Origin of the sequence: Collinsella sp. LCP19S3_A7 (assembly GCF_052121995.1) — a bacterium.
In the GTDB taxonomy this organism is placed as follows: Bacteria; Actinomycetota; Coriobacteriia; order Coriobacteriales; family Coriobacteriaceae; genus Collinsella.
Map to the genome: position 1 here is coordinate 32,724 of NZ_JBQKDE010000011.1, position 23,603 is coordinate 56,326.

Annotated in this window: 19 protein-coding genes, 3 tRNA genes and 2 pseudogenes; 15 read left to right on the forward strand and 9 right to left on the reverse strand. The window is 59.8% G+C overall.

Features of this window, described 5'->3' with window-relative positions; translation table 11 throughout:
* Positions 1-130: 130 nt before the first annotated feature.
* The 5 genes from dnaN (at position 131) to gyrA (ending at position 7,920) form a co-directional block, all read left to right on the forward strand.
* Positions 131-1,234, forward strand: coding sequence for a DNA polymerase III subunit beta (gene dnaN, locus ACTQV3_RS06265; protein WP_427729028.1), 1,104 nt, complete (start codon positions 131-133; stop codon positions 1,232-1,234).
* 9 nt (positions 1,235-1,243) lie between these two features.
* Entirely contained in the window at positions 1,244-2,350 is a 1,107-nt protein-coding gene (gene recF, locus ACTQV3_RS06270) for a DNA replication/repair protein RecF (RefSeq protein ID WP_441068200.1), read from the forward strand.
* Entirely contained in the window at positions 2,337-2,900 is a 564-nt protein-coding gene (locus tag ACTQV3_RS06275; RefSeq protein ID WP_441068202.1) for a DciA family protein, read from the forward strand. Before recF ends, ACTQV3_RS06275 begins: the two co-directional genes overlap by 14 nt.
* A gap of 104 nt (positions 2,901-3,004) precedes the next feature.
* Positions 3,005-5,035, forward strand: coding sequence for a DNA topoisomerase (ATP-hydrolyzing) subunit B (gene gyrB, locus ACTQV3_RS06280; RefSeq protein ID WP_441068204.1), 2,031 nt, complete (start codon positions 3,005-3,007; stop codon positions 5,033-5,035).
* Positions 5,036-5,220: 185 nt separating this feature from the next.
* A complete protein-coding gene (gene gyrA / locus ACTQV3_RS06285; RefSeq protein ID WP_441068292.1) occupies positions 5,221-7,920 on the forward strand; it encodes a DNA gyrase subunit A in 2,700 nt (899 codons plus the stop codon).
* 158 nt (positions 7,921-8,078) lie between these two features.
* Here the strand turns inward: gyrA and ACTQV3_RS06290 are convergent, their stop codons facing one another.
* The 9 genes and pseudogenes from ACTQV3_RS06290 to ACTQV3_RS06330 form a co-directional block, all read right to left on the reverse strand.
* On the reverse strand, positions 8,079-9,152 hold the full coding sequence (locus ACTQV3_RS06290) for a type IV pilus twitching motility protein PilT (RefSeq protein WP_441068206.1): 1,074 nt from the start codon (positions 9,150-9,152) through the stop codon (positions 8,079-8,081).
* Positions 9,153-9,172: 20 nt separating this feature from the next.
* A complete protein-coding gene (locus tag ACTQV3_RS06295) occupies positions 9,173-9,676 on the reverse strand; it encodes a hypothetical protein (RefSeq protein ID WP_441068208.1) in 504 nt (167 codons plus the stop codon).
* Positions 9,677-9,689: 13 nt separating this feature from the next.
* Positions 9,690-10,085 carry a hypothetical protein gene (locus tag ACTQV3_RS06300; protein ID WP_441068210.1) on the reverse strand — a complete coding sequence of 132 codons (396 nt, stop codon included), beginning with the start codon at positions 10,083-10,085 and terminating at the stop codon, positions 9,690-9,692.
* Position 10,086: 1 nt separating this feature from the next.
* Positions 10,087-10,626: a DUF4860 domain-containing protein gene (locus tag ACTQV3_RS06305; RefSeq protein ID WP_441068212.1), complete on the reverse strand. Its 540-nt coding sequence runs from the start codon at positions 10,624-10,626 to the stop codon at positions 10,087-10,089.
* Positions 10,623-10,949, reverse strand: a complete 327-nt coding sequence (locus ACTQV3_RS06310) for a hypothetical protein (RefSeq protein ID WP_441068214.1) — start codon at positions 10,947-10,949, stop codon at positions 10,623-10,625. Before ACTQV3_RS06310 ends, ACTQV3_RS06305 begins: the two co-directional genes overlap by 4 nt.
* A 21-nt stretch (positions 10,950-10,970) precedes the next feature.
* Complete coding sequence (locus ACTQV3_RS06315; RefSeq protein ID WP_441068294.1) at positions 10,971-11,558, reverse strand: type II secretion system F family protein; 588 nt, start codon at positions 11,556-11,558, stop codon at positions 10,971-10,973.
* 69 nt (positions 11,559-11,627) lie between these two features.
* Positions 11,628-11,879 (reverse strand): annotated as a pseudogene (locus ACTQV3_RS06320) (type II secretion system F family protein); the annotation flags it as partial.
* A pseudogene (locus tag ACTQV3_RS06325) lies at positions 11,849-12,049 on the reverse strand (transglutaminase-like domain-containing protein); the annotation flags it as partial. The pseudogenes ACTQV3_RS06320 and ACTQV3_RS06325, both read right to left, overlap by 31 nt.
* A gap of 3 nt (positions 12,050-12,052) precedes the next feature.
* Positions 12,053-12,253 (reverse strand): hypothetical protein, encoded by a 201-nt coding sequence (locus ACTQV3_RS06330; protein ID WP_441068216.1) that lies wholly within the window; start codon positions 12,251-12,253, stop codon positions 12,053-12,055.
* A 721-nt stretch (positions 12,254-12,974) separates the two neighbouring features.
* Between ACTQV3_RS06330 and ACTQV3_RS06335 the strand changes: the two genes are divergently transcribed.
* The 10 genes from ACTQV3_RS06335 (at position 12,975) to typA (ending at position 23,572) form a co-directional block, all read left to right on the forward strand.
* Positions 12,975-14,123 (forward strand): hypothetical protein, encoded by a 1,149-nt coding sequence (locus ACTQV3_RS06335; RefSeq protein WP_441568613.1) that lies wholly within the window; start codon positions 12,975-12,977, stop codon positions 14,121-14,123.
* A gap of 33 nt (positions 14,124-14,156) precedes the next feature.
* Positions 14,157-19,109 (forward strand): MucBP domain-containing protein, encoded by a 4,953-nt coding sequence (locus tag ACTQV3_RS06340; RefSeq protein WP_441568615.1) that lies wholly within the window; start codon positions 14,157-14,159, stop codon positions 19,107-19,109.
* A 15-nt stretch (positions 19,110-19,124) separates the two neighbouring features.
* Positions 19,125-19,634 carry a hypothetical protein gene (locus ACTQV3_RS06345; RefSeq protein WP_441068220.1) on the forward strand — a complete coding sequence of 170 codons (510 nt, stop codon included), beginning with the start codon at positions 19,125-19,127 and terminating at the stop codon, positions 19,632-19,634.
* A gap of 156 nt (positions 19,635-19,790) precedes the next feature.
* Positions 19,791-19,867: transfer RNA gene (locus ACTQV3_RS06350), tRNA-Ile, on the forward strand.
* A gap of 67 nt (positions 19,868-19,934) precedes the next feature.
* Positions 19,935-20,010, forward strand: a tRNA-Ala gene (locus tag ACTQV3_RS06355).
* Between the two features lie 4 nt (positions 20,011-20,014).
* Positions 20,015-20,091: transfer RNA gene (locus ACTQV3_RS06360), tRNA-Ile, on the forward strand.
* Positions 20,092-20,244: 153 nt separating this feature from the next.
* On the forward strand, positions 20,245-20,745 hold the full coding sequence (locus ACTQV3_RS06365; RefSeq protein ID WP_441068222.1) for a bifunctional nuclease family protein: 501 nt from the start codon (positions 20,245-20,247) through the stop codon (positions 20,743-20,745).
* Between the two features lie 33 nt (positions 20,746-20,778).
* A complete protein-coding gene (locus ACTQV3_RS06370) occupies positions 20,779-21,135 on the forward strand; it encodes a hypothetical protein (protein WP_441568617.1) in 357 nt (118 codons plus the stop codon).
* A gap of 30 nt (positions 21,136-21,165) precedes the next feature.
* On the forward strand, positions 21,166-21,615 hold the full coding sequence (locus ACTQV3_RS06375; RefSeq protein WP_154516767.1) for a hypothetical protein: 450 nt from the start codon (positions 21,166-21,168) through the stop codon (positions 21,613-21,615).
* A 118-nt stretch (positions 21,616-21,733) separates the two neighbouring features.
* Positions 21,734-23,572 carry a translational GTPase TypA gene (gene typA / locus ACTQV3_RS06380; RefSeq protein ID WP_154516764.1) on the forward strand — a complete coding sequence of 613 codons (1,839 nt, stop codon included), beginning with the start codon at positions 21,734-21,736 and terminating at the stop codon, positions 23,570-23,572.
* Positions 23,573-23,603 lie beyond the last annotated feature (31 nt).

Here is a 23,603-nt window from a genome sequence, read left to right on the forward strand (position 1 = left end):
ACCCCTGTTGCACACAGGGAACTGTCGATTCTCTTTTTGGGTTTGACCTGCATGTTTGGGAGTAATCAACAGTTTCGTCAGTACTATTACTATTATTAAGATATTTATATCTATAGAAAGGTATTAAAAGATGAAGTTCACCGTCAGCCAGAGCTCGCTTACGCAAGCAATCGGCGTCGTCATGAAGGGTGTCGCTTCGGCATCCACCCTCCCTATTCTGTCGGGCGTGCTCATCAAGGCACAAGACGGCATCTTGGAATTCCAGACCTCTAACTACACTATCTCGATTCGTCACCGCATCGCGGCACATGTGGAAGAGGAAGGTGAGATGGTGATCCCCTGCAAGATGCTCTCCAACATCACCAAGACCCTTCCCGATGCCCCAGTTACCTTTGAGCTTTCGGAGCGCCAGGTGCTGATCGGTTGCGAGAAGAGTTCCTTCCGCCTGAATACGCTCGATGCCAACGATTTCCCCGAGTTCCCGGCCTATGCCATCGAGAGCGCCGTTGAGCTCCCGACCGACATTCTGTCCGAGATGGTCAGCCGCGTGTGGCGCGTCACCTCGACCGACAAGGCCCGCCCCATCCTGGGCGGTGTGCATATGAGAGTCGAAAACAACACCGTGCGCCTGGTGGCGACCGACTCCTTCCGTCTGGCCGTGTGCGATACGCAGGTGGAGACCTCGACGCTCGAGGGCTCCTTTGAGCTCAACGTGCCGGCCGATGCCTTCAACGACGCCCTGAGCATCATGGCGAGCCAGGCGACCATTATGATCGGTGCCACCGACACACAGGTTGTCTTTGAAGCCGGCAACACCACCTACGTGTCGCGCCGCATAGAGGGTATGTATCCCAACTACAAGCAGCTCATCCCCGATTCGTGCGTAACGAGCGTCAAGATCGACGTGGCGGCTTTTAATGCCGCCCTCAAGCGAGTGGCGGTCATCGCGAGCGCCAACCCCGCCGTCAAGTTTGAGATCGATGTCGAGAACGGCCAGATGGGCCTGTCCTCCATCTCCAATGACCAGGATCTGGCGCAGGAGACGATCGACGTCGAGGCCGAGGGCGAGTCGGGCACCATTGCCTTTAACTACCACTACATCTTTGGCTGTCTCAACGCCCTGTCCAAGGAGAAGGAGATCACGCTGGAGCTCAAGAGCTACTCGCAGGCCGGCATCTTTAAGTCCTACGACAAGATCAACTATCTGTACCTGGTCATGCCGGTGCGCATCTAGCGGCGCCCTATGGCCATGTTCGCCCGCGATCTTTCCGTCGTGCGCTACCGCAGCTTCGATAGCTATCGCCTGGAACTGAGCGATGGCGTGACGGTGCTCGCGGGGCCCAACGCGGCGGGAAAGACCAACCTCATAGAGGCGCTGCAGCTGCTAACGAGCGGCGCCTCGTTTAGGCATTCCACTGCCGTCGAGCTTGTGCACGACGGCACGGGTTTGTGCAAGGCCGAGCTTAGGCTCGAGGGCGATGGCCGCGTGCTGGACATGGGCCTATGCGTGGAGGACGGTAAGCGTTCGTTTAGCCGCAACGGCAAGCGATGTGCCGCCTCTGGTGTGCGCGGCGTGCTGCCGAGTGTTTTGTTCTGCCCCGATCATCTGGATATGGTTAAGCGCGGTGCCAGCGTGCGTCGCGCCGCGCTCGACGACTTTGGTGTGCAGCTGAGCGCCCGCTATGCCGATCTGGCAAGCGCCTACGGCCGCTGCGTGACGCAGCGCAACGCCCTGCTCAAAGAGACATGGTGCTGCCGTGAGATGCTCGGTGCGTGGAATGAGTCGATTGCCCGCGCCGGATCGGCCCTGCTGGTGCACCGCTTGGCCCTGCTCGATCGCTTGGCCGCCCACGTGCGCAATGCCTACGGGCTGGTTGCGTCCGGGGAGGAGGCCGATGTGGCCTATGCGTCCACGTTGGGAGAGCTGCCCCAGACCGATGACCGCGAGGAGCTGAGGGGCTGGGCATACGAGCGCATGCTCGCGGCGCTCGACGAGCGCGCCGACGAGGAAATCCGCCGCGGCGTGACACTCGTGGGTCCGCACCGCGACGAGATTGAGTTTTCGGTCGCCGGCCGCTCGGCTCGCTCGTTTGCCAGTCAGGGTCAGCAACGTACGTTGGTCCTGGCTTGGAAGGTGGCCGAGGTGGCCGTAGCCCGCGATATTCTGGGTACCGCCCCGCTGCTGCTTTTGGATGACGTGATGAGCGAGCTCGACGGCGATCGCCGCGCCGCTTTTTTGCAGCTGATCGGCGACGACATCCAGACAGTCATAACCACCACCAATTTGGGATACTTTACCGATGAGTTGCTTGATCGAGCCAAGGTGGTGAGCATGGGTGAGGCGTGCTAATTACGAGCGTGAGAACGGCACGGCTGCCTTCAGTGACTTTTTGGGTGCCGAGCGCCAGCGCATCTTGGCGTCGGCTACGCCCGAGCGTCGTGCGCAAATGGAGGCCGCCGAGGAATCGCGTACGGTCTACCGTGCTTGGAACGCGGTGTGCTCGGGCACGCGCGAGGGCCGGCATGTGACGGGGCTGCGTTATCTTCCCGAGTCCAACGAGCTGCTGGTGTATCTCGATTCGCCCTCGTGGACACAGGAGATGACACTTTTGCGCGAGATAATCCGCGCGCGCATGGAGCGTGCCGGCGCGCATGTGGATGGCCTGGTATTTAAGACGACCCGCCCCGGCCACACGCCGCCCGCGGCAAAGGAGCGCCTGCGCCCGGTCGCGCCCCCGCGCCCGCCCGCGCCGCATGCCGACCTGAATGAAGCCGAGCGCGCCGAGATCGAGCGCCAGGTGTCGCCCATCGAAGACCAAAAACTGCGTGAGGCCCTCCAGAACGCCATGAGGGCCAGTGCCGAGTGGGCCAAGGGCGTGCAAAGCAAAAAAGAGTCTTAAATCGCATCTGGTGGCCTTGTATAGGCAAATACCCTCGTCCCCGAGGGTATTTTTTACGATAAAATAGTAAGGCTATACAGATTTTCTTAACCGAAGGAGGACGTGTGGCAAACGAAAACGATTACGATGGCGGCGAAATTAAGATCCTCGAGGGTCTCGAAGCCGTCCGTAAGCGCCCGGGCATGTATATCGGCTCGACGAGCGCCAGCGGTCTGCACCACCTGGTGTGGGAGATCGTTGACAACTCCGTCGACGAGGCCATGGCCGGTTTTTGCACCGAGATTCAGGTGACGGTCCACGCCGACAACTCCATTACGGTCGTCGATAACGGGCGCGGCATCCCCGTCGACGAGCACCCTGTCAAAAAGATTCCGACGCTCGAGGTCGTCATGACGATCCTTCACGCCGGCGGTAAGTTCGATAACTCGGCCTATAAGGTTTCCGGCGGCCTGCACGGCGTGGGCATCTCCGTTGTCAACGCCCTGTCCAAGCGCGTGGTCGTGCAGGTGCGCCGCGACGGCAATATCTACGAGATGGAATTCTCGCGCGGCAAGACCGTCAAGAAGATGGAGGTCGTGGGCACCTCGGATTCGACGGGCACCACCGTCTCCTTCTGGCCCGACGACGAGATCTTCGAGACCTGCGTCTACGATTTCGATACACTGCACAATCGTCTGCAAGAGACGGCGTTTCTCAACAAGAACCTCAAGATCGTGCTGACTGACGAGCGTGAGGCGGCTCCCCGCGTGGAGGAGTTTTGCTACGAGGGCGGCATCATCGACTTCGTCAAGTTCCTCAACGACGGCAAGGACGTCCCCGAGGCCTTTAAGGAGCCCATCTACATTGAGGGTAAATCGGACCCGGATGCGCCCGTGGCCAAGATGGGCGAGGTCGAGGTGTCCCTGCAGTGGAACGCCGGTTATGGCGAGAACGTCATGTCGTTTGCCAACGACATCTACACCCCCGAGGGCGGCATGCACCTCGAGGGCTTCCGCACCGCCCTCACCCGCGTGATTAACGATTACGCCCGCAAGCAGAACCTGCTTAAGGAGAAAGAGGCCAACCTGAGCGGTGACGACGTGCGCGAGGGTCTCTCGGCCGTCATCTCGGTCAAGCTGCCCGATCCGCAGTTTGAGGGCCAGACCAAGGCCAAGCTCGGTAGTTCCTACATGCGCACGCTTACGCTCAAGATCGTGACCGACGGTCTTGCCGACTACCTCGAGGAGCACCCCAAGCCCGCCCGCGAGATCGTCAAGAAGGCGCAGCAGGCCTGCAAGGCCCGCAACGCCGCCCGCAAGGCGCGCGAGGCGACCCGTCGCAAGAGCCTGCTCGAGACGGCGTCGCTGCCCGGCAAACTCGCCGACTGCTCGGTGCGCGATGCCGAGCTGACCGAGCTCTTCATCGTAGAGGGTGACTCGGCAGGCGGTTCGGCCAAGGACGGCCGCCGCCGAGACATCCAGGCGATTCTGCCCCTGCGCGGCAAGATTCTGAACGTCGAGCGCGTGGGTGACCATCGTGCGTTCTCGAGCGACACCATCCAGTCGCTGATCACCGCGATCGGTTGCGGCGTCACGACGAGCGCCGGCGACGGCGGCGACTTCGATATCACCAAGGCGCGCTACCACAAGATCATCATCATGACCGATGCAGATGTCGACGGTGCGCATATCCGCATCCTGCTGCTGACGTTCTTCTACAAGTACATGCGTCCGCTGATCGATGCCGGCTATGTCTATGTTGCCTGCCCGCCCATCTTTGGCATTAAGGTGCGCAACAAGATTCACTACGTGTATCCCAACGGCCGACAGCCCGAAGACGAGATTCTGCGCGACACCATTCAGAGCCTGGGCCTGAACCCCGACGACACCGCCGAGGACGGCAAGGCCAAGGATGGCAAGATCACCAAGAAGCGCAAGGGCTATACCGTCCAGCGCTACAAGGGCCTGGGTGAGATGGACCCCAAGCAGCTTGCCTCGACGACGATGGACCCCAAGACCCGCATTTTGCAGCGCGTGACGATCGAGGATGCCGTGGTGGCGGACCGTGCCGTACGCGAGCTCATGGGTTCCGAGGTGGGCTATCGCCGCGAGTACATTGAAAAACACGCGCATGATGCACGCTTCTTAGATGCCTAACCTGTTCGGCTTTCCCAGCCACCGCACCTTCGCCCTCAATCGTCGGTTGCGTACCCAAGTACGCTTCCCTCCTCTTTCGGGCGAATCTGCGGCACCTGGAAAAGCCGTCTCCGTGGTAGGGAACTAATGGACCACGCAAACCATGAGGAGGTAACGTGGCAGACGATATCAACAACAACGAGGGTATGGACGAGGCCGGCGACGCCGGTATGCCCGATGATCTGAAGCGCCTGCTCGCCCGCGCCGAGCAGGGCGAGGACGGCGATCCGGATTCCTACAACCCCGATGTCGAGGATGAAGAGGAAGAGGATGACGACGCCGAGCTCGAGGAGAGCTTTGGCGCGGTCGATCGCGGCGCCTCGGCCGGCGAGGACATCAACGGCGGCCAGCTCCAGATTTCGGAGTTTGGCCGCGAGATGAAGCAGTCGTTTATCGAGTACTCGATGTCGGTCATTACGGCACGCGCCCTGCCGGACGTGCGCGACGGCTTAAAGCCGGTGCACCGCCGCATCCTGTACGCCATGAACGAGAGCGGCATCTACCCCAACCGCCCGCACAAGAAGTCGGCCTGGACGGTCGGCGAAGTTATCGGTAAGTACCACCCCCACGGCGACTCCGCGGTCTATGAGACCATGGTTCGTCTAGCGCAGTGGTTCTCCATGCGCACGCCGCTTATCGACGGCCACGGCAACTTTGGCAACATCGACGGCGACGGTGCCGCAGCCATGCGTTACACCGAGAGCCGTCTGGCAAAGCCCGCCATGGAGCTGCTCCGCGACCTGCAGAAGGATACCGTCGACTGGCAGCCCAACTACGACGAGTCGCTCGCCGAGCCCGTGGTACTGCCCGCACGCTTCCCCAACCTGCTGGTTAACGGCAGCCAAGGCATCGCTGTAGGCATGGCCACCAATATCGCCCCGCATAACCTCACCGAGGCGATCGAGGCCACCTGCTACCTGATCGACAACCCCGACGCCACCGTCGACGAGCTCATGCAGATTATGCCCGGCCCGGACTTTCCCACCGGTGCCATCATCATGGGTAGCGCCGGCATTAGGCAGAGCTACGAGACCGGCCGCGGTTCCATCACCGTGCGCGCCAAGGCCCATGTGGAGTCCACCAAGACCGGCCGCAGCCGCCTGGTCTTTACCGAGATTCCCTACATGGTCAACAAGGGTACCCTGCAGGAGAAAATCGCCCAGCTCGTAAACGACAAGCGCATCGAGGGCATCTCGGACATGCGCGACGAGTCCAACCAAAAGGGCATCCGTCTGGTCATTGAGCTCAAGAAGGGCGTTATCCCGCAGGTCGTACTTAACAACCTGTATAAGTACACCTCGCTGCAGACCACCTTTGGTGCCAACAATCTGGCGCTCGTCAATGGCGTTCCTAAATGCCTGAACCTGCGCGAGATGCTGCAGCACTACATCGACCACCAGGTCGACGTAGTCACCCGCCGCACCCACTTTGACCTTAAAAAGGCCCAGGCCCGTGCACATATCCTTGAGGGCTACCTTATGGCTCTCGACCATATCGACGAGGTCATTAGCATCATCCGCTCCTCGCAGACCGATGCCGAGGCCAGCAGCCGCCTGATCGAGCGTTTTGGCTTTACGCCCGAGCAGACCACGGCCATCCTCGAGATGAAGCTGCGTCGCCTGACCGGCCTGGAGCGCGACAAGATCCAGGAAGAGCTGGACGGCCTGCGCCGTGCTATCGCCTACTACGAGGACCTGCTGACGCACGAGGAGAAGATTCTGGGCGTCATCAAGGAAGAGATGCGCGAGATCTCCAAGAAGTTTGGCGACAAGCGCCGTACCGAGATCAGCCAGGTCGAGAAGGATTTGGACGTCGAGGACCTCATCGCCGACGAGGACATGGTCGTGACCATCACCCACACCGGCTATGTGAAGCGTATCCCGGTGGCCGCCTACCGCGCCCAGAAGCGCGGCGGCAAGGGCGTGTCGGGCGTCAACCTTAAAGAGGACGACGTTATCGACGAGATGTTTATCGCGTCCACCCACGAGTATGTGCTGTTCTTCTCGAGCAAGGGCAAGGTCTACCGTCTGAAGGTGCACGAGCTGCCGGTTGGTACGCGCCAGGCGCGCGGCACCGCGATCGTCAACCTGCTTCCCTTTGAGGAGGGCGAGAAGATCGCGAGCGTCATTAGCTGCCGCGAGTTCCCCGCCGATGAGTATCTGATGTTTGCCACCAAGAACGGCATGGTCAAGAAGACCGTGATGAGCGCCTATGATCGCAGCCGCCGCGATGGCCTCATCGCCATCAACCTGAGGGACGACGACGCGCTGCTCGCCGTGCGCCGCGTGCGCGAGGGCGACAAGATCATCATGGCCACCACTGCGGGCAAGGCGATCATGTTCCCCGAGGACCAGGTTCGCGCTACCGGCCGCGACACCAGCGGTGTCCGCGGCATTGGCATGAAGGACGGCGTGAGTGTCCTGGGCATGGAGGTCACCAACGGCGAGGGCGACCTGTTTGTCATTACCGAGTGCGGCTACGGCAAGCGCACGCCGGTCTCGGATTATCCGGAGCAAAACCGCGGCGGCCAGGGTGTCTACACCATCCAAATGACCGAGCGCAAAGGCAACCTTGCGGCCATGAAGGCGGTCGGCCCGCAGCATGAGCTGTTTATCGTGACGGAGGGCGCGACGGTCATTCGCGTCAAGACCGACGAGATCAGCCAGACCGGTCGAACCACGCAGGGTGTCAAGATGATGACCGTAAGCGATGACGACCGCGTGTGCGCCGTCGCCCGCATGGAGAGCGACAAGAAGGAACTCGACGGCGAAGACGCGGGGGAACCCGCGGAGAACGCTGGCGAGGCCGTTTCCGAGGCTACGCCCGAGGTTGCAGACGAGGCATAAACGAGCCTCTGCCTTGGACATATGAGCCCAAGCTGGGACCGGATGCAGCTCGTGTGGGCTGTGTCCGGTCCCTTTTTGTGCCGTGCTTAAGAAAAAAGCCCGTCCCCGGGTTATCGGGGGCGGGCCTGCTACCTGCGGCTCTGGTGCCTTATAAATTCCTACATGCCCTCGGCTTCGAAATGGCGGGCAAGGGCCTCTGGGTGGTTGGCGTGCTGCAGGGCGACATCTTTGGCCACGATGCCATCCTTTACGGCCTTGAATAGGCCTTGGTCCATGGTCTGCATGCCGAGCGCGCCGCCGGCGGCAATGACGGAATCGATCTGATGGGACTTTTCCTCGCGGATAAGGTTGCGGATGGCCGTGTTCATGACCATGACCTCAAACACCGGGGTGGTTCCACCGTCGACTGTGGGCACCAGACGCTGGGCGACCGTGGCCTGCAGCACCATCGAGAGCTGGATGCGGATCTGGCGTTGCTGGTTGGGCGGGAAGGCGTCCAGGATGAGCTCGACGGTATCGGCGGCGCTGGTGGTGTGCAGCGTGGACAGGACCAGCTGCGCCATCTCGGCTGCGGAGACGGCGGTACTGATGGTTTCGGTATCGCGCATCTCGCCCAGCAAGATCACATTGGGGCTCTCGCACATGGCCGAGCGCAGCGCCTCGGCATACGTGGCGACGTCTGTGGGAATCTCGCGCTGCGTAATGATGCAGCTGCCGTGGCGGTGTACATACTCGATGGGGTCTTCCATGGTGATGATATGCCCCTGGCGGGTGTGGTTCATGCGGTCGAGAATGCAGGCGAGGGTGGTGGACTTGCCGCTGCCAGCCGGTCCGGTGACCAGTACCAGGCCGCGCGTAAAGTCGCCCAGGCGCAGCACCTGCTCGGGAATATGCACCTCCTGAGCATTGGGAAGGCCAAACGGAATCACGCGGATAACCGCGCCAAAGGACCCACGCTGGCGGAAGATGTTTGCGCGAAAGCGGCCGACGCCCGGCACGGCAAAGCTAAAGTCGTCATCGTGGTTGTCGTTGCCGCGGAACAGCTCGATATCGCGATTGGCGAGTTCGTAAATACCGGCGATGTATTCCTCGGTATCGCCCGGCATGAGCGGTGCGCTGTCGGTTCTAACCTGAATGCCGCTTTTTTGATAGGACAGGGGAAGCCCCGCAATGATAAAGACATCCGATGCCTTTGCATCGATCATCTGTTGAAGCAATTCCTTGAGTTGCATGAGAGTTCTCCTTATCGGTATCAGTTGGCGGCGGAGCCAGTCCACAGGGTATTGGAGTCGGCTTGATCGTTTTGGGTCGTGGTGACCTTCCATTCGTCGATGGAATAGGAAAGGTCGTCGGCAAATGTTACGCGGGCGTCGAGCTTTCGCCCGTTGCGAGCGCGGATGGTAAACAGGACGGACGTTCTGTCAACGGAGGTGTCGATGTCCAAATCCGTGGTATCGGCGTTGGCCTTTGCGTCCTGTTCGATGGCATCGAGCTGCGCGCCGATGCCGGAAACAGCCGAGGTCGCGTCCGTCCCGTTTGCGTGGGCGGCGTCGTCCAGAGCTGCAAGCATGGCCTGACCGCACGATTCGATGCTGTAGGAGCTCGTGGAGGTGGCTGCTTGGCGCTTTGACATCGCCAGTGCCGCATTGGACGTGGTTGCACAGAGCGTGGCAAGCACAGCGAGCAAGAGCACAGAGACGAGTGTGAGCAGGCTGATGGGCCCAATGCGTATGCCTTCGTTGGGCTGATGGGACATCTACCTCACCTCGCTAACATAACGGGACGTATCGAGGGGGTAAACCTTGCCCTGGTTGTCGGACACGGTGATGTGCGCGCCATAGCGTGCCCGCGCTTCGCTCAATCTGCGCGGTCTCGCAGGAGACCTTGTAGCCGTCGCATCCCGTTAAGGCAACGCCGCGTCTCACCTTTTTACCCGCGGCGCCGCCAGTGGGATCGGCGGCGAACTCCTCGGCGGCGTTTTCCGCCACGCTGACCGCCTGGCACAGGCGTTCGGACTGTTGAGATGCCGCGATGGATTGGGAGAATAGCTGCGTCAGGACGCCCATGGACGAAACAAGGGCAACCAGCAGGATGAGTGTCTCGACTACAAATGCCGTAGTCGATTTAATGCGTCGAGAATCGTTGTGTGCGTTTGCCAAGGACATGTCACTCGCCTCCCTGCAGGTGGCGGAGGGCGACTTCGCAGGTGCCCTGATCGGTCGAAACGGTCAAAAGGCCGTTGTCGTACGTAAAGGCAAAGCTCGATGACTCGGTAACCTTGCTTGCCTTGGAGGGGGTGTATTTCGTTCCCGTCAGTCTGTATTCCTGCACGATGCTGCCCTTGTAAAGATACAGGCGCGTTTCGTAGGTGCCCGAATCGAGGTTCTGGACAATCACAAGCAATTTGCCCTCGGGACCGTCTCCGGCGGCGATGGCGCCCTTGGCGTCGTTGGCGCGCACGATGTTGCAGATAAGCTCGATACCCTCGCGACGAGAAACGTTAGCGACCTGTACGTCGGAGACGTGCCGATGCACGGTGACTCCGGCGATCAGTGCCAGCAGCAGTGCGATAAAGAACACGCAGAACAGCAGCAACGGAAAGAGTTTGCGGTGCTTGCGCTCGGTATTGCTCCTTGCAGAGACTTCGGATAGCTTGGACAGTGCGGTGATGCAGTTGCCGCCTGCGATTTCGTCGATACGGCTCATTGCGGCATCACCACCACGCTGGGCACGATGTTGTCCGCGAGGTGCTCGTAGCTCACAACGTAGTCGTCATGGTCGATGATGAGGCCGTAGTGCTCTTCGAGGTGCTCGACTGTCTTGGGGTAGCCACCCTCTATGGCGCAGCATTGCCGTGCGGAGTTAAGAATGGAATTGCGAAGCGCCACGGCTCCCTGTTCGCGCCGCGCGCGGCGGATAAAGAACGCCCCGCCGGCGATAGCGACAACAAGAAGCACAGTCACCGCGGCGGCTATAATGCACCGCCGCTTGCGTGCCCGCAGCTCTTTGTCGGTTATCTCGTGAAACATGCGAAAACGTCTTTTCTACAGCTAGGCGATGGAGCCCATGATGTCGATGAGCGGCAGCATGACGGCGATGAGCGTAGCTCCCACGGCGACGGTCAAAAACCCGGCAAGCACCGGCTCGACGTTATCGACCCCGGCGCCGAGTTGCGAGATGGCATCGTCAAAGAAGATGCCGGCCAGCTGCCCGAGCACCTCGTCGGCGGAACCGGAGTGGATGCCCACGGTGAGTATGCGGCCGTAGATGGGCTCAAACACGTCGTTTTCGTTGATTGCCTGGCCCAGGCTGCGTGGGTTGTCCAAGCTGACCATGCTCTGATGCGCCCGCTGTAGCTTGGCGCTCAGCTCATCGTGATTGACCGCCGCCGCTGCGCGCTCCACGGCAATGCCGTCCTGTACGCCTGAGGCGACAAAGGCCGAAAGCGCGCTGGCAAAGCGCGAGACAACCAGCTGATACATGGCGTTTTTGGTGAACGGAAACTTTTCGAACATCTTGATAACGCGGATACGGCCGGCTTCGGTGCGCGCGAGTACGGCCACAGCGGGCGCGGCGGTCGTGGCCACAAGCACCACGACAAGCGCGATCAAGCCAATCACGGCGGATGCGCCGATCATGGAGAACGAGCCAGACGTGAGAGAGCCGGAGATATTGGAATAGGCGTCGATGAACGTCGGCAAAATGAAGGCTACGGTAAATATGAGGATGCAGCTCATAATGCACAGGAGCGCAGCCGGATAGACCACAGCGTTGCGCAATTTATTAAAGATACGATCTTCGCTGTCGTAGTGGCGTCCCAGGCTGCGCAGGGTGCGCTCAATGCGTCCGGATGCCTCGCCAATATGCACCATCTCGACGGCGTATTCTGGAAAAGCACCCGTGCTTTCCATGGCGGTTGCGAGTCCGGCACCATCGATGAGCTTGGCATATACGCCGTCGCATACTTTGTGGGGATGCCCACGCTACGAAGCATGGCGGCTCCCAGGCTGGCGTAATCAAAGCAGATGCCCTTTTTGCTTGTAAGGGTTTTGTCGGGATTGGGGACATAGCCCGTGGCCTGCTTAAGGTTGTATGTCTTGTCGTTGTCGTAGGAAACGTTATCCACCATCCACTAGCAGATGTCTTTTACGGCATCGCCCTGGTTTTGGGCGTCTTTGGTCAGTTCGCACGCCTTTTTAACGCATACGCTGGTATCGGTGTAGTTGCAATACACGTTGGGCATGGTAAAGGGCGCTCGCTCGCTGTTCAACGTTACCGAGACAGTTGCGCTGAGCAGCTCGACATAGTTGTCGCCCGAGGTGTTTTGCATCACGCGGAACTGATAAGTGCCGTCGCCAAGCGTAAGGGGGGCAAATGATGGCCGTGCCGTCCTGCGGCAGGTCGTAGCTGTAAGTTGCCTGTCCACTGGTAACGAGAAACTTAAGCCGTTGCTGGTTGGTGGCCGGCTCCAGCGTAGCCGTCGTTTACGCATGAGGTGTCGATAGAGGCGCCGTTGGATGATTGTGCCGCATCGGCATGAAAGCCGACGGGGTGATATGCTTGGGTGCCGAGAAGTCCACCCCAGAGGTTTCGCCTGACGAGCCCTCGCAAGCGGCGAGCGTTAGCGCGACAAGCGCCAGCAGCACCGTACAGACGATGCGTGTCCCGGGACGTGCCCTATGTGTAAAAGAAACGCTCATTCCGTTGAGTATAGACGCTTATGCGTCATGGATGGCTGCCATATTGGGGCCCATGGCAAAAGGTGCGTTGCGCAACGTTATCTAAATGCTGGCCCAGCAATGATGTCTAACGTCCAAATTTTGTCTACTGTAGTAAACTGATAATGATCGTTTTTATTGATTTGCGTCGCTCTGTTAGACGGCGCGTTCATTTTGGTCGTTGGCAGGGCCCGCGTGAGGGCGCGGTGACCTGCTTGGGCGGCATGATCCGCGTGAGGGTGCGGTGACTTGCCGGGTGACGCTATCCCGTGTGAGGGCACGGAGGACCTATTGGGGTGAGGAGTTATACGCAAGAACGATCGATTCGAGCAGGAATTGAACGTTGCCGGTGCCGCACGCCGGGCAAAGGCCTTTGGCATCAAGACTATGACGGTGGTCGTGACGGCAGCAATGCTGGTCTCGGGCGTGCCGACAAGGGTGATTGCCGAGGGCCTGCAAGAGGCAGGCGTTATTGCCGCGCAAGATTCGACGGACCAGGGTGCGTCGAGCGGTGGGCAGCAGGCAGCTGACCAGTCAGAGACGCAGAGCCAGGAGCCGGCGACCGATCAGTCGAATACGCAGGAGCAGTCTCAGGCGACGTCCGAGCAAGCGGCTCAGCCCAGCCCGCAGGACAATGCTGCCGTTGCGCAGAATGACTCCCCGTCGGCCCAGCCTGCCCCGTTTGCTCAACCCTCCCAGCAGACGGCAACGGCCGATATCGCCCTCACGCTCAACAACGCCTCCATTACGTACAAGGGTCAGGTTGTTGCGCAGCCGGTCCAAAAGGTGACGGCGCCTACGAGCGACAGCTTCCAGTTCACCGTTCAGCCGGACAACGGCTACAAGCTGAGCAAGGTTGCCCTCACGGTTAGCGGCACCGACCGCGAACTCAAGGCCGACGCCAACGGCTTGTACACCGTAGACGCAGCCGACGTGGCACAGTCTCCGCGCGTCACGCTCCAGACTGAGCAGGAAAAGACCGCCGAGCCGGCAAAGGAAGCGACGCCGATCGAGGACGCCGAGGACGTCGATGGCGAGTCGAACGATATTGCGTCGAACGATGTCGCGGCTGCGGCCAATGAGAAAAAGGTCTCTGCTGCGAGCGATGTGAGCTGCGAGCCCGGACAGACCGTTAACGCCAAAGTCGACGATACAGTGACCCTGAACGGAACGAGGAACAAAGGTGAGAAGCGGTTCTTTAAATGGTATGATTGTGGCTACTCCCATAAGTGGGAAGTGATCCGCGGGAACAAGAATGATTTAATAATTACCCGCAATGGGAATAATGCGACGGTCTTGTTTAGAAGTGTTGGTACCTACACAATCGAGCATAAATACTGCACGAAGGAGCATAAAGAGGATCGTGACCACATGCCAGACGAGGAGACCTTTACCGTAGAGGTCTCTGACAAGGGCGTCGAGAACGCATACTTCTATTTTGTGAGGCCGGGCTCCCTGCCTTCGTCCAATGAGGCCGCCGACTAGTATCCGGCTGCTGGCGCCGAAACGCAGGCGAATATGGGCAGCATTAATATTACCGATATGAAGACCGATGGCTCAACAGGCAACTCATACGATAACGTTGCGAACCGTGTGGTGTCGTGGCCGGAAGGCTTGGGTACGCCGTCTGCCGACGGATTGGTACTCTCGCGCAGTAGCGGATATTGGGATACGTTGTTTGAGGCCTATAAGGAAGAAACAGGTATCACAAATAAGGATGACGTGAAGGACATCATCCTGCATCCGTATAAGATTTCCAAACCGGGTAGCTATCACCTCGACTGCACGGTTGAGGTTGTCGCTAAATCTACCGTCACTGCCGACTTCTACGTGTGGTATCCGGGCGACACGGGCTACACCAATGTCGATACGCATATTTATCGCCTTGATGGAGATAGCGTGTCGGTGCGCGTGACCACGCAAACACTTAAGGAGACAGAAGAATATAACGGCGTCACGTACAAGCTGTATAGCTGGTACGACAACCCGAGCATTTCGGACGAGCCGGTGAGCTTCCCGGCAACTGCCTCGAGGAATGTTAGGTACTACGCCAAGTACGTTGCGCAAGATCAGACTGTCACCGTGGAATACGTTGACAAGGATACGGACAATGTGCTTGACTCCGAGATCGTGACCGGATTGGTAAAGGGGCAAGAGGTTACCAAGGATCCCAAGACTATCAAGGGATACGAGGTCGACGAGGGCTCCAAGAATCCCAAAACTGCCATTGCTGGCACGGATTCCAAAATCGTGTTCTACTACAACGCGAAGAAAGGCACGGCTGGTTATTACCTGTCTGTCGCTGGCGCAACATGGTCCGATGGCAAGCCTTCTGACCTGGTTTCCCCGTGGGATGGTAACAACCTGAAATATAAGTACAACTATGGCTTCGCAAAGGGCGACACGTTTAACGTGACGTCTGCCGTTCCCGTTGCGAGCGGTAAGGTGTTTATCGGCTGGCTTGATAAGGCTCGTGACGAGCAGCCTTCCGCTATTCGCCATGCGGGCGATCAAATCACTTATATCTATAGCGGAAGTCAGACCTACTGCCTCGATGCCCTGTGGGCGAGCCTTTCCGCCACGGGTGAAAATGTTACGTATGATGGTAAACCGCACGGCGTGAAAGTTGATGCTGCCATCAACGATGGCAGTAACCTGTTGGATGAGTATAAGCAGCAGGCAAAAGAGCATGTAACTCTGGATAGCGTGGAGTATAAGTACGGCGACAAGGACTGGACCGCCACGGCACCCTCATTCGTTGACGCTGGCGAATATCCCGTTTCCGTGCGCGCTAACGTGACGGTCGATGGCGACACCAAGCAACTGACCGCCGAGACGACGGTAAAAATTGCCAAGCGCGTACTTACGCTCAAGTCCGCCGACCTCTCCAAGCAGTACGACGGCACGCCGCTCACCAACGGCGGGGCCAAGCTCGAGACCGAGTCCGGCTTCGCCGAGGGCGAGGGCGCGACCTACGACTTCACCGGCTCCCAGACGGTCGTCGGCTCCAGCGCCAACGCCTTCAGCTACACGCTGAAGCCCAACACCAAGGCCGGCAACTACAAGATCACCAAGGCCGAGGGCACGCTGACCGTGACCAACCGCGAGGCCAAGTACAAGATCGCGGTCAAGGCCAAGTCGAATACGGCCACCTACAACGGCGAGCCGCACTCCGCCAAGGGCCTCAAGCAGGACGAGTTCACGGTCGAGGGCAACAAGTACACCGTCTCCGGCCTCACCACCGAGGACCCGACCAAGACTGACGCCGGCACCTACACCAACAACATCACCGGCACCGCCGTGGTGAAGGACGCCGAGGGCAACGACGTCACGGGCCAGTTCGAGGTCACGACCGAGAACGGCTCCCTCGTCATCGGCAAGGCGCCCGTCACAGTTACGACTGAGGGCGCTTCGAAGACCTACGACGGCGAGGCGCTGACCCACGACGTCGCCACCATCGAGGGCCTCAAGAACAATGAGACCGCGACGATCCACGCCACGGGCTCCCAGACCGAGGTCGGCGAGAGCGACAACGGCTATGCCATCACTTGGGACGGCTCTGCCCAGAAGGACAACTACACCATCAAGACCGAGACGATCGGCAAGCTCGTGGTGAGCGAGACCGCCGACCAGATCACGGCCACGCCGGTGAATGTCGAGACGACCTACGACGGCGAGGCTCATGGCACCACCGTCCAGGTTACCGGCCTGCCCAAGGGTTACTCTGTCAAGAAGGCCGAGTCCAAGGCGACGGCGACCGATGTTGCCGACGGCGAGGTCAAGGCTACGGTCGACGAGCTCGTCATCGTGAACGCGCAGGGCAAGGACGTCACGTCCAAGCTCAACATCAAGCGCGGCACCGCGACGATCAAGATCACCCCCGCCCCGCTGACGGTCACGACCGACGGCGGCGAGAAGGAGTACGACGGCAAGGCGCTGACTGCCAGCGGCATCAAGGTCGAGGGCCTCAAGGGCAAGGATTCCGTCTCTGCCAAGACCACCGGCAGCCGCACCAAGGTTGGCTCCTCTAACAACACCTACGAGATCAGCTGGAGGGACACCAAGAAATCCAACTACAAGGTGACCGATGTTCTCGGTAAGCTCAAGGTCACGCCGTCCACCAAGGCCGTGACGCTTACGAGCGGCTCTGCATCGCATGTCTACAGCGGCCACGCCCTGACGAGCGATGAGATCGAGGCCGAGGGCCTGCCCGAGGGCTTTACGGTCGAGGCCAAGATGGACGGGGCTCAGACCGACGCCGGCTCTTCCAAGAACACGGTCAAGAGCTACAAGATCCTCGACGCCAAGGGCGACGACGTGACCGACATGTTCGCGAACGTCACCGTCAAGCCCGGCACGCTCACGGTTAGCCCGAAGGAGATCACGGTTGAGACCGAGGGCGCTACCAAGGTCTATGACGGCCAGGAGCTCACGAACAAGAACGGCGCCATCCACGGTCTGGTCTCTGGCGAGCGCGCCGATGTCGTGACCAACGGTACGCAGACCAACGTCGGCTCCAGCGACAACGGCTACACCATCGCCTGGGGTACCGCCAAGGAAGGCAACTACACGATTGCTTCCGATACGCTCGGCAAGCTTATCGTCACGCCCCAGTCCGTGAACCCGAACGACCCGTCGTACCGCAAGCTCCAGGTGAACACTCCTGCGGATCTGACCTATGACGGCCAGACCCATAAGTGGGTGCCCGAGGTGAAGGACTTCAACGGCAACGCACTCAATGAGGGCGTGGACTACACGCTCGCTTACGACACCGATGACTTTACCAACACGGGCGTCATTACGGTGACGGTTGCCGGCAAGGGCAACTACACCGGTACGGTATCGAGGACCTACTGCATTAAGCCGGCACCGGTCTCCATCAAGACCGAGAGCGCCGCGCGCGTTTACAACGGCAAGGCCCTGACGGCCGGCGGTGCTATCACCGGTCTCGTCAACGGCGAGACGGTCGACTTCCGTGTCACCGGCAGCCAGACCAAGGTCGGCCATTCGGCGAACACCTATAAGCTCGCTTGGACCGGCACGGCCCGTGAGACGAACTACACCATTGACTCCATCGAGACCGGCACGCTGACGGTGACCGAGTCCGAGGACACCGTGGTGGTTACCACGACGGGCGGTACCTTTACCTACGATGGCAAGGCGCACGGCGCGACGGTTGCGGTTTCGCAGCTGCCCGAGGGCTACGCCGTTGACGGCACGCCCAGCTCCGACGCGACCGCTACGGATGTGAACGGCGACGGCGTCAAGGCTACGGTGGACCATCTGGTAATCCGCAACGCCGAGGGCGAGGACGTGACGTCCAAGCTCAACATTAAGAAGATCGACGGAACCATTAAGGTTCTGCCTGCCGAGCTGACGGTGACGACCGACTCTGCCACCAAGGTGTACGACGGCACGGCGCTGACTGCCGGCGCCACCGTGACCGGCCTGGTGGGCGATGAAGAGGCAACGCTTGAGGCAACCGGCGAGCAGACCCAGGTGGGCTCTTCCAGCAACGGTTACAAGCTGACGTTCGACAAGACGGCCAAGGCCAAGAACTACAAGGTTGTCTCCGAGAACCTCGGCACGCTTACCGTGACCAAGCAGTCCATTGTTCCGTCCGAACCCGGCACGCCGAGCGATAACTACAAGGGCGTTACGGTCGATGATCCCAAGGATGTCGTCTACGATGGCGTCGAGCACAAGTGGACGCCCGTTGTGAAGGACGCCGACGGCAAGAAGCTCGTCGAGGGTGCTGAGTACGTGGTCACCTACGACACCGATGACTTTATCGATGTCGCGACGATCAACGTAACCATCACCGGTAAGGGCAACTACACCGGAACGATTGTCAAGAGCTATCGCATCACCAAGGCCCCGCTGCACGTTGTGACGGGCAGTGCCACCAAGGTCTACGATGGTAAGGCACTTACGAGCGAAACGGTCACGATCGATGGTCTGGCTAAGCGCGATCGTATTGGCATCGCTGTCACTGGTAGCCAGACAAACGTCGGTAGTTCGCAGAACACCTACACCATCGATTGGATGCAGACGAGCGCGGATAACTACGAGCTGACCGATGAGCTCGGTACGCTGACGGTTACCGCCGCGCCTGCAAGGCCAAGCACCCCGACGACGTCGGTTACCCCGACGACGCCGACGGTTCCCAACCCGACGCCTAACAGCTCGGATGGCGGCTCCACCACGACGACCGCGGCGCCCACGGGTGAGGACTCCGCGACTGGCAATGATCAGGAGCAAAAGGAAGAGAAGATTATCGACGCCAAGAACCCGCTTGGTAAGTTTGACGGCAAGAAGGACACCTGCTGGGTCCACTGGTACATGATCATCTGCGCAGTCGCAACTGCGGCATATGGCCTGTTTGTTGGCCTGCGTCGCGATAAGCACAGCCGTCGCCTGCAAAACGACCTGGACAAGGTCCTTGGCAACGACGACGAGACTCAGGAATAAAGGGAGGTTAGAGCCATGAAGAAGAGCAACTATCTGATCCTTGCCGTTTCGGCTTTGGTTTCGATCTTCCTGCTGTACCTGTGGTACTCGCTGGGGTTCAACAAGATCGACGGTCCGCTCGACTTGGTGATTTCCATCGTTTGGTGGGTGCTGATCGCCGTGTTGGTTGTTTGGATCAACAAGCTCGAGAAGACGCGCCAGCAGCGCATCAGGACGATGTATCTGGCACCCGCGGTTCTGTACAACAGCGAGACGGGCGTACGTAGGCTGCAGGCGGGCGTGAACACCGTCGAGGCCATGCGGGAGATTCTGGAGGGTCTGGAGTATGGCTTCGATACCCAGGATCTTCCCAGCCGCGACGAAGTCGATTTTGCCTACGTGGTAAAGACCGACGAGTACAAGCCTGCTCAGGACAAGGACTCCGAGCCCACTTGGAAAGGCTCGGTTGTAAAGATCGATCGCGCGGGCGAGAACATCGAGACCGCGTTTGACGGAATCCAGCAGCTTTCTGCCGCCCTAGCGTAGATGGGATATGGGGGCGAACCTGCGAGAGCGGGTTCGCCCTTTTTGTTGTCGTTGGGGTCAATAGGATGCTTGACCTGCGAGAATACGGCAGAAAAAAATTCTCAAATAATTGTTGACTCCCATCTTGCAACTAGGCTAATATATCCCTTGCGCGATGGACCTGTAGCTCAGTTGGTTAGAGCGTCCGGCTGATAACCGGGAGGTCACAAGTTCGAATCTTGTCAGGTCCACCACTTTCTTTCGCAATAAACACCCCAGCGAGAGCCGAGTCGCCGCTGGGGTGTTTATTACTGTCTCCGTGGGGGTTTAGCTCAGCTGGGAGAGCGCGGGCTTTGCAAGCCTGAGGTCAGGGGTTCGATCCCCCTAACCTCCACCATGATGGACCTGTAGCTCAGTTGGTTAGAGCGTCCGGCTGATAACCGGGAGGTCACAAGTTCGAATCTTGTCAGGTCCACCATCTAAAACGTAAAGAGCCCCGAGCTATTGCCTCGGGGCTCTTTTCTTACCTATCCAATAAGTTTTTGTGTGCGGTGCGAAAGTTTGGGTAGTATAGCTATTCAATGCGGCGGAGCTGCCGCGCATGCCAATCACAACGTACCGGAGGTGTTCCATGGTTCGTGTCGACATAGAGACCATCGTCATGGCCGCCGGTCCCGTGCCATCGCTGATCGTCTTGCGCGAGCGTTGCCGTAAGTCGGATTCGTCCGCGCCGCTGCGCTCTCTTTCCATCCAGACCGGTTCCTACGAGGCAGCGGCCATCAGCCGCGGTATCGATACCGGCCGCACCGATCGCCCCATCACCCACGATCTTTTGCTCGATACCATCGAAGTGGTGGGAGCAAAGATCGAGCGTATCGAGATCGTGCGCGCCGAGCCGCCGGTGTTCTACGCGACAGTCGTCGTGCACACCGATGGGGGCGAGCATATGCTTGACGCACGACCGAGCGACGCTATCGCCCTTGCCGTGCGCAGCAATGCCCCCATGTTTGTGGAGGACGACATCATGAATCGCTTGGGCACCGTTTCCCCGCTTGCCGACGAGGTTGACGACGAGAGTGAGTTCGAGAAGTTTGACGAGTTTGTCCACACGCTCTCGCCCGATGATTTCTAAATGTCGGTTGAGCACGATGCACGGCGAGCGCTGATGGGTACCAATGTGTCGACCGAAGCAGCCGCTATCGCGCGTGAGGCCCATATGCGCGCCGAGGCATTTGAGGCCGCGCGCATTGCGTATGTGACGCAGGCTCGCACCCTTCGCGAGCGCCGTGACTCCTATATCAAGATGGTTGTTGTCTCCGCGCTTGCCGCGGTAATCTTGTCGCGGCTTCGTGGTACAGTTGGTGCGCTTGGGTTTTCGATTTCGACGGGCCTGGTGATCTGGGGCGTGGTCGATGCGGTAATGCTGACCAACCAGATCAAGGTGCTCGTCAAGCGCGCGGCGGATATGGTTCGCGCCCGTGACGCTGCCGCCAGAATCGCGGCCGAGGCACAGGAGTTATAACGACGCCGAATGCGATGGGAAGGTCAAAAGATGGCACAGGATATGCAGGACGCCGGTAACGTCTCCGCCGAGCTCGACGCCATGGTGTGCGATCTGATCGGTGCGTTTTTGGACGACCTTGCCGCCGGTGAAAACCCGGGCGTTGTCGTGGCGATCGAGGATGCCGCCTCCAACCGCTATCTTGCGGCTCTCGACGAGGACGGTGAGGAGGCATGCCTGGAGGCTGCCACCAACTTTATCTCCGAGCACAAGATGGGTCTCAAGGACGAAGGCCTGGGCCGCATCGCCCGCTATGCCATCGGCTACACCGGCTGTGTGGAGATCGAGGGCGGATATCACGACGCTTTGCTCGTTAGCTTCTTCGAGACCACGCTCGAGAGCGGTTTTTCGGCATATGTGCTGTACGAGGGCATGGGCGCCGGCGATGGTTTTATGTGGAGCGACCCTGAACCTGCAGGTGAGGAAACCCCTCTCATCTAGAATCGCTAAAATAAACGAGTTTTTCGGTAAAAGGCTCAATATTCCCGCCGAGCGTTGTGTTGCTGGACGGGTCGCATACGCGTGCCGTTTGTATATAGATAGAAGATAGGGGAACTACATGCGCGTAGACAATCTGAGGAACATCGCCATTATCGCCCACGTCGACCACGGTAAGACGACGATGGTCGATAAGCTCCTGCGTGCCACGGACGCCTTCCGTGCCAACCAACAGGTCGAGGATCGCGTCCTGGACTCCAACGACCAGGAGCGCGAGCGCGGCATCACGATTCTCGCCAAGAACATCTCTATCGAGTACAAGGACGTTAAGATCAACGTCATCGACACCCCGGGCCACGCCGACTTTGGCGGTGAGGTCGAGCGCGTGCTGCGCATGGCCGACGGCGCCCTGCTGCTGGTCGACGCCTTTGAGGGCCCCATGCCCCAGACCCGCTTTGTCCTACGTCACGCCATCGACACCGGCCTTAAGATCATGATCGTCATCAACAAGATCGACCGTCCGGGCGCCAACCCCGAGAAGGCCTATAACGACTGTCTGGACCTTATGGCCGACCTGGGCGCCACCGACGACCAGCTCGAGTTTGCCATGGAGCACGTGGTCTATGCCAGCGCCATGAATGGCTTTGCCCGCCTCGACCCCAACGACGGCAACATGGACATGTACCCGCTGCTCGACATGATCATCGACGACATGCCCGCGCCCGAGGTTGACGAGACCGCGCCGCTCGCTATGCAGTGCGTGACCATCGACCACTCCAACTTTGTCGGCCGCATCGGCATTGGCCGCGTGTACTCCGGCACCATTCGCCAGGGCGATCAGATCCTGGTCGTCAAGAACGACGGTTCCAGCGCCACCGCTACCGTCAAGCAGCTCTTTACCTTCGACTACCTGGGCCGCACCGAGTGCCAGGAAGTCGGCGCCGGCGACATTGCCGCCGTCGTGGGTATCGAGCGCACCGACATCGGCGATGTCTACACCGATCCCGAGAACCCCGTCGAGCTCGAGCCTATCGAGATCGATCCGCCGACCCTGTCCATCGTCTTTGAGGCCTCGACCTCTCCGCTCGTCGGCCGCGATGGCGACATTGTGGGCGCCCGTCAGCTCAAGGAGCGCCTATTCAATGAGGCCGAGAACAATGTGACCATGAAGATTGAGGAGCTCGAGGACAAGAGCGGCGTCGAGGTCTCGGGCCGCGGCATTCTGCACCTGTCCGTCCTGATGGAGTCCATGCGTCGCGAGGGCTTTGAGTTCCAGGTCGGCCGTCCCCGCGTTCTGTTTAAGAAGGATGAGAACGGCAACAAGATGGAGCCCGTCGAGCAGGCCGTCGTCGAGTGCCCGGACGAGTACTCGGGCAAGGTCGTCGAGGTCTTTGGCACCTCTGGCGGCATTATGACCAGCATGGACACCTCGGGCATCGTGACGCACCTTGAGTTTAAGATCCCGACCCGCGGCATCATGGGCCTTAAGAACCGCATCATGAACGTCACTCACGGCGAGGGCGTGTTCTATCACACCTTCCTGGAGTACGGTCCTTACGCCGGCGAGATCGGCAACCGTCAGAACGGCGCCATGATCTCCATGACCACCGAGAAGGCCGTTGCCTACGCTCTGGGCACGCTGCAGGAGCGCGGCCAGCTGTTTGTTGAGCCGGGTGTCGAGTGCTACGAGGGCATGATCGTGGGCGAGCGCAGCAAGGCCGGCGACATGGTCGTCAACATCGCCCGTACCAAGAACCTGGGCAACCAGCGTTCCTCGACCTCCGATATCTCCGTTCAGCTGGTGCCGCCTCGCACCTTCTCGCTGGAGGAGGCACTGGAGTACATCGCCGATGACGAACTGGTGGAGATCACCCCCAAGAACATCCGTCTGCGCAAGCGTCTGCTCAACGCCACCGATCGCAAGAAGGCTGCCGTTCGCGCCGGTCAGGTCAACAAATAAGCGCTGCGCTCTGTAGCATTCACAAGAAAGG